This window comes from Peptoniphilus indolicus ATCC 29427, assembly GCF_000227315.1.
Taxonomy (GTDB): Bacteria; Bacillota; Clostridia; order Tissierellales; family Peptoniphilaceae; genus Peptoniphilus; species Peptoniphilus indolicus.
Genome location: NZ_JH165061.1, coordinates 1,217,612 through 1,224,264 on the forward strand (window position 1 = coordinate 1,217,612; position 6,653 = coordinate 1,224,264).

At 31.3% G+C, this 6,653-nt stretch carries 5 protein-coding genes; 4 read left to right on the forward strand and 1 reads right to left on the reverse strand.

Features of this window, described 5'->3' with window-relative positions:
* Positions 1–389 precede the first annotated feature (389 nt).
* Entirely contained in the window at positions 390–2,807 is a 2,418-nt protein-coding gene (locus HMPREF9129_RS05420) for a transglycosylase domain-containing protein (protein ID WP_004821210.1), read from the reverse strand.
* A gap of 85 nt (positions 2,808–2,892) precedes the next feature.
* Here HMPREF9129_RS05420 and HMPREF9129_RS05425 point away from each other — a divergent pair, with 85 nt between their 5' ends.
* The 4 genes from HMPREF9129_RS05425 (at position 2,893) to HMPREF9129_RS05440 (ending at position 6,613) form a co-directional block, all read left to right on the forward strand.
* Positions 2,893–3,549: a Crp/Fnr family transcriptional regulator gene (locus HMPREF9129_RS05425; protein ID WP_004821213.1), complete on the forward strand. Its 657-nt coding sequence runs from the start codon at positions 2,893–2,895 to the stop codon at positions 3,547–3,549.
* 109 nt (positions 3,550–3,658) lie between these two features.
* Positions 3,659–5,512, forward strand: coding sequence for a hydroxylamine reductase (gene hcp, locus HMPREF9129_RS05430; RefSeq protein ID WP_004821215.1), 1,854 nt, complete (start codon positions 3,659–3,661; stop codon positions 5,510–5,512).
* Positions 5,512–6,081 carry a hypothetical protein gene (locus tag HMPREF9129_RS05435; RefSeq protein ID WP_004821217.1) on the forward strand — a complete coding sequence of 190 codons (570 nt, stop codon included), beginning with the start codon at positions 5,512–5,514 and terminating at the stop codon, positions 6,079–6,081. The genes hcp and HMPREF9129_RS05435 overlap by 1 nt, the downstream gene beginning before the upstream one ends.
* A 1-nt stretch (position 6,082) precedes the next feature.
* Positions 6,083–6,613, forward strand: a complete 531-nt coding sequence (locus HMPREF9129_RS05440) for a hemerythrin domain-containing protein (RefSeq protein ID WP_004821218.1) — start codon at positions 6,083–6,085, stop codon at positions 6,611–6,613.
* Positions 6,614–6,653 lie beyond the last annotated feature (40 nt).

Below are 6,653 nucleotides of genomic sequence, written 5' to 3' on the forward strand. Positions count from 1 at the left end.
AATAAGGTCTTAAAGTTAGAATCTAATAATGTGGATGTTTTAATTTTGAAGGCTTAAATAAAAGCTAATTCAAATATTGATCTTTTAAAAAAGTTGAAAAAATTCTAGAAAGTGGCAAAAACTATATCTTTAAAACCAAATAAATTTATTATAATACTACCTTGTACTTATATCCACCTCCAATTTTTTATTTCTTATTTAAAGTTTGAGACTAATTGTATGTGGGTGAAATTTCTTTTACATAAAAATATCTGTTAGAGTTTTATTCTCCAACAGATATTATAAAGCCTTTATTTTTAATAAATACATTATATTAAAGCCAAGGATTTTTTAGTCTCCTTGTTTTTTTAATTTTGGGACTTTTGTAAGAGTCCTTTTTAAAATATATATTAGTCATTATTTTTAGAAGAACGAGATTTTGATTTTTCATTATCTTTACTTCTATCTTTTGACTTACTTTTACTCTTTGATTTATTATTGTCGTTTTTACTATTCTTATCTTTATCGTCGTCAGATTTCTTTTCTTTTTTAGTTTCGCTACTATCATACCAACCAAGTTTGTTAGTATAGTGAGCTTGAGTTCCCTTTAAGAAATACTCACTTCTGCCAATGGCTCTTACATATTTCTTTTCAACGTCATTTGGTTGTTCAGGGACTTTGTTTTCTAAATCCTCATGAATAGGTTTCATTATGCCCTTCCAAAGAGTAGCGGCGGCATAAGACATGAATGGAAGTCTTTCGTGTCTATCGTTACCAATCCATACAGAACAAACATAATAAGGAGAGTACCCAACAAACCAAGCATCCTTTTTATCGTTTGTAGTACCTGTTTTGCCGGCCAAATACATTCCTGAGAAATTAGCATTTGTACCAGTTCCTTGAGTGACTACATCGTGTAATATATTTGTAAGTATAAAAGATGTTCCAGGTTTTATAACTTGAGTTCCCACAGGGTCCTTTTTGTAGATAACATCACCTTGTGAATTTGTAATTTGATTTACAAATGTAGGTTTTTGATAAATACCTTCGTTGGCAAGAGGAGTATATGCTCCAGCCATTTCAAGAGGAGATATACCATGAGTCATACCTCCAAGAGCAAGTGCAGCAGCATTTGCATCATTGTATTTAGGATTGTCTTTAGGACTTATAACAGAACTTACACCAATGGATTTTAGATTATCAATAATCATATTGTATGCTTTATCTGTGTTAACTGCTCTTGAGTAAGTTGTCTTAGTGTGAGCATTTAAATCAGAGCCGATATCTCTTGCAACTAATATTGCGCCAACGTTTGAAGACCTTTTAATTAAGTTTCTTATTGTAGTCCATCCTACATAGCCACCAACGTTTGAAGGGCTCCAACGGCTTGTGCCCAAGACTTTTGGAGGTATCTTAGCATCTAAGTATACATCTGCGGCAGTTGAACCATTTTCAAGCGCTGTCATATATACAGAAATAGGTTTTATAGATGAACCGGGTTGACGAGGAACATCAGCACGATTTAGAGTTTGTCCTCCTGAAATTCCACGTCCACCGATTAGAGCTTTTACTTGACCATTGTGTTGGTCCATAAGTACAGCTGAAACTTGCGGTTGAGGTATTCCATTGTCATCTGTTCTATTTCCAGGATAATATTTAGCATTTGAAGTAACTTCTTCTAAGTGTTTTTGTAATTCTAAATTCATAGAAGATACTATGTTAAATCCACCGTTATATAATTTTGCATGAGCATCTTCACTTGAATAGCCAAGTGATTCCAATATATTTACAACTTCTCTCTTTACTTCGTCAACGAAGAAAGAACTCAAACCCTTTTGGCTTCTATTTCCAATTTTAATTTCAATTTCTTGAGCTTTAGCACTGTCGTGTTCATCTTGGTTAATATATCCTTGTTTTAACATCAAGTCTAAAATCAACTCTTGTCTTTGTTTAGACACGGGATTGAATTCAGCCTTGATAGGAGTGTACACATTGTTTTTAACTTGGCTTAAATCAAATTTATCTATTCTACCCAAGTCAAAAAGTGTTTGAGCAATTTGAACAGTTTCACTAGAATTTTCTTTGTCTTTAGCTGTAGGAAGCAGTACAAATTGTACAGTTTCCATATTATCTTCTGGTGTTAAAGCAGCGTTGTTATATGGAGAGTATTTAGTAGGTCTATTTGTAACACCTGCAAGAAGAGATGATTCCGCCAATGTCAATTCTGAAACATCTTTATTAAAAAATGTCTTAGAAGCAGCTTGTACTCCAACTGTACCTTTAGAAAATCCTGCTGAATTTAAATAAGCTTCAAGTATTTGATCTTTTGAAAGATGAGTTTCTATGTTAAAAGCGTAAAATATATCTGTAAGCTTTCTGTTTACATCTTTAGATGAAGATGTGTATAAATTCTTGGCAAGTTGCATTGTAAGAGTTGATGCACCTTGGTCAAAAGATCTGGTTTTTAAATCGTGTACTAAAGCGCCGACAACTCTCTTGAAGTCAACACCGTTGTGTTCGTAAAATCTTTCGTCTTCAACTGATATGACAGCTTTTTGTAAATGTTCAGGAATCTTATCAAGCGTTACATATTCTGAAAATTCACTGCTGACTAAAGTTTCAACAAGTTGTCCATCGTCTGAATAAACTTGAGAAGTTTCATTGATTAGTGACCTGTAATTACTTGGGTCGATTTGAGGAGCAGCTTTTAATACTGAAAGCACATAACCTCCCGTAAGTGTTGCCAAAGTAATCAGTCCTATCAACAAAAGTATCAAAAATATTTTAATAAGGCCAGATATACCTATGCCCTTTTTTCTATTTTTCATCTTTGCCTCCTTGATTTTTTTATTATAACAGATTTTGAGGGATTAGGGTATAATGTAGAGAAATTATAAACTTAGGGGTAAATTTATGGCAAATAAAAGTAATTTATTTTTTAATATGAGTGAAAGTGAAATAGAAAAATTTTTAAAAGACTCAGATTCATTTATAAAGAATTTCAAAAGTGGAGAATATATTTTTAATCAAGGAGACATACCGGAATATACATTCATCATAGAAAAGGGAAGTGTAGTGGTTGAAAATATAGATTCAAATGGAAAGAAGAATATAGTTAATGTATTTAACTCTACAGGGACTGTATTCGGAGAAGTGTATATGTACTTAGAATCAGAAGGATATGATTATTCAAGTTATGTAAATGAAGATAGCAAAATACTTTGTATTCCAAAAAAATCTTTGATTGTAAGTGGAGAATTAAATGATTTAAATTTAAAAATAGTAAATAATATGTTAAAAATTTTGGCTAACAAATCTTTCTTTTTAAATCAAAAACTTTTAATGATGGGAGCAGTAACCTTAAGGGAAAAATTAATTAAGTATATATTAAATCATTCGCAAGAAAATGAACTAGTATTGACACTAACTAGACAAGAAATGGGAAATTATTTGGGGGTACCAAGACCATCAGTTTCAAGAGAGCTTATGAATATGAAAAAGGAAAATTTAATAGAAATAGATAAGAATAAAATTATTTTTAACAGAGAAAAATTAGAAAATTTAATTTGACGTAACATATGTTACAGATGACATTGGAAATAAAATATATCATGTAATCACGATAAAAGGTAAAGCAATTTTGAAGAAGATATATTAAAGATTTATTTGGAGGATTAAGATGGAAAATAAAATGTTTTGTTACCAATGTCAAGAAACAAACCAAAATAAAGGTTGTACTAAAGTGGGAGTTTGTGGTAAGACTGCAACTGTTGCGAATTTACAAGATATGTTAATTTGGGTTACAAAGGGACTTGCACAAGTGATGGTTGAAATGCGTGAGCAAGGTCACAATGTAGAGAAGGAATTAAATCATGTAATCTCATACAATTTATTCACAACTATTACAAATGCTAATTTTGATGAAAAAGCATTTGATAAGATAATAATAGATACAATTGAATTAAAAGAAAGATTACTTAACAATATAAAAAATAAAGAAAATTTATTTGAGGCAGCTTTATACAATGAAAAAGATTTAGAAAAGATATATCTAAAGGCCACAGAAGTTGGAGTTTTGGCAACAGAAAATGAAGATATAAGAAGTTTGAGAGAGCTAACTGTATATGGTCTAAAAGGTCTTTCAGCATATTCAAAACATGCAAATGCTCTTTTAAAAGATAGTGAGGAAGTAGACGAATTTATTCAAAGAGCTTTGGTGGAAACTCAAAAAGATTTATCATTAGATGAATTAGTGAATTTGGTTTTAAAAACGGGAGAGTACGGAGTGAAAGGTATGGCACTTCTTGATGAAGCCAATACTTCAGCTTATGGAAATCCTAAAATTACAAAAGTTAATATTGGAGTTAGAAATAATCCGGCTATACTAATCTCAGGACACGATTTAAGAGATATGGAAATGCTTTTGAAACAAACTGAGGGAACTGGAGTAGATGTGTATACTCACTCTGAAATGTTACCTGCAAATTATTATCCGGCATTTAAAAAGTATTCACACTTTGTAGGAAACTATGGAAACGCATGGTGGAAACAAAGAGAAGAGTTTGAAACTTTTAATGGACCTGTTTTGTTTACGACAAATTGTATAGTTCCACCTAAAGAAAGCTATAAAGATAGAATATATACTACCGGAGCAGCTGGATATCCAGGATGTAAACATATTGAAGGGAAAATAGGAGAAGAAAAAGATTTTTCTGAAATAATTGAACACGCAAAGAGATGTAAAGCTCCAATTGAAATTGAAACCGGAGAAATTGTTGGTGGATTTGCACATAACCAAGTATTTGCCTTGGCTGATAAAATAGTAGAGGCAGTAAAGAGTGGTGCAATAAAGAAATTTGTAGTAATGGGCGGATGTGATGGACGTCACAAAGGTCGTGATTACTATACAGAATTTGCGAAATCTTTGCCAAATGATTCAGTGATTTTGACAGCTGGTTGTGCAAAGTATAGATACAACAAATTAAATTTAGGAGATATAGCCGGAATTCCAAGAGTACTTGATGCAGGGCAGTGCAACGACTCATATTCACTTGCGTTAATAGCGTTGAAATTAAAAGAAGTTTTTGAATTAGATAATATAAATGATTTGCCTATAATATACAACATAGCATGGTACGAGCAAAAAGCGGTTATAGTTTTACTTGCACTTCTTTCATTGGGAGTTAAAAATATTCACTTAGGACCAACCTTGCCGGCATTTTTATCGCCAAATGTAGTTGATGTTTTGGTTGAAAATTTTGGAATAGCAGGTAATCAAACTGTTGAGGAAGACATTAATTTATTCTTTGGAGACGATTCAGAAAAAGTTGTAAAAAAAGCTAATGGAATAAATCCAAACGCAACTATTGGAGATTTAATAAGAGAAAATCCGAAATATATTTCAGTTTTAATGGAAATGGGAATGGGTTGTATATCTTGTCCGGCTTCACAAATGGAAACTTTGAGCGAAGCAGCTATGGTCCATGGATATGATGTAAATGAAATAGTAAAGAAATTGGAAGCTGTGAAATAATGAGTGCATTTTTAGGGTTTATTCATCATTTAATGTGGGAAAAGATAAATTTCACAGAGAGTTTGTCAGAAGAAGTTGTGAAAGATTTAAATAACATAGATGAAGTTGAAGCTGAATTAAATAAAATAGGAACTTTGGAAAAAGGTGAATTGTCGGAGTTAATAGACAATTCAAATATACATGGCTGGCTTTTGGAAAGAGTTAATTTAGTTGAAAAAAGATTTGCTAAGGCAGTTGAAATATATTTGCAAACAAATAGCATAGATGATTTAAAAATCAAGTTTTTTGAAAAGGGGAAGGCTGAAAATTTCACGGGTTCAAAAATAGATGCCTACAAACTAATAACATCAAAATTCTTAGATGGTATGCCTTGTGATGGTTCAATAAGAGTTTTGTCGGATTCAGATGATATAGAATTTATGATAGCAAATGACGTTCACAAAAGTGTATGGAATGATTATGCTGGCGTTGATGTATATTGGCTTTTGAGAGATGAATTTGTACGAGGGTTATTAGACAATAAATATTCATATGAAAAAGAAGAAAATATATATTTTATAAGGGGTTAAAATGAAAGCTATAGACTATTTAGTAGAAGAACATGAAGAAATATTATTGTTCACTAATAGATTAGAAGAAGAGTGTCTTAAGATAATTGAAGACAAGATAATAGATGAAGATTTTTTTAGAGCGGCTATACAATTTATAAGAGAATATGCTGATGGAGTTCACCATAAAAAAGAAGAAGATATACTTTTTAAATATATGGAAGAAAATTTAGGAGTTGCAGCGAGCAAATTAGTTAGAAGTGGGATGTTAGTTGAACATCAATTTGGAAGAAGCTATTGCCTTGGAATCGAAGAAAACTTAAATGCCTATTTGGATAATTTTGATAAACTAAGTCTTCTACAGATAGTAGTTAATGCAATGAGCTATGTAAATCTCTTAAGGGAACATATAAAAAAAGAAAATACTGTGGTGTACCCTTTTGGTGAAAATAATTTGTCTAAAGAAATAAAAGAAAGGATAGAATATGAATCTTTAGAATTAAAAGAGCAAGAAAAAGAATTAATGGATAGAAAATACGAATTGAAAAAATAATATTTAACGAACAGTAATCTTTGAAAAATAAAAGTAGTGC